Consider the following 351-nt stretch of genomic DNA (forward strand, 5'->3'; position numbering starts at 1 on the left):
GGAGATACGATTGCGCTCGCCATCCACAGTGACGAAGCGAACAGTCAAAGCGCGCGTAGCGGCGCAGCGCCCAAGCCGTTCACGCGAGGCGTTCGAGTCCCTGCTGTTCGAGGTCGTGTCTTCGTCGCCCTACTACAGCTTCGGCCTCTCTCCGCGCCCAGACGACCCAGACCCATATAGCGAGCACCCATCGTGGAAGATTGAGGCCCGATGCCTCCAACCGGCCGGACTGGCCGGGCGGATCGCCCAGTTCAACATTCTTGGGGATCGCCGCCTTACGGCAGAGATGCGCACCAGAGGCGCCTTTGCTGGTGGCCCACACGGCGTCGGCCTGATCGATGCCGACAAGAC

The 351-nt window shown here is 64.1% G+C and carries 1 protein-coding gene; it reads right to left on the reverse strand.

The genetic code is table 11. The features are described from left to right. Window positions 1-79: 79 nt before the first annotated feature. Window positions 80-351, reverse strand: a 272-nt coding sequence (locus AB4Z32_RS27925) for a hypothetical protein (protein WP_442125043.1), incomplete at its 5' end; no start/stop codon positions are given.

The organism is Massilia sp. 2TAF26 (genome assembly GCF_052115005.1).
GTDB lineage: Bacteria > Pseudomonadota > Gammaproteobacteria > Burkholderiales > Burkholderiaceae_D > Telluria.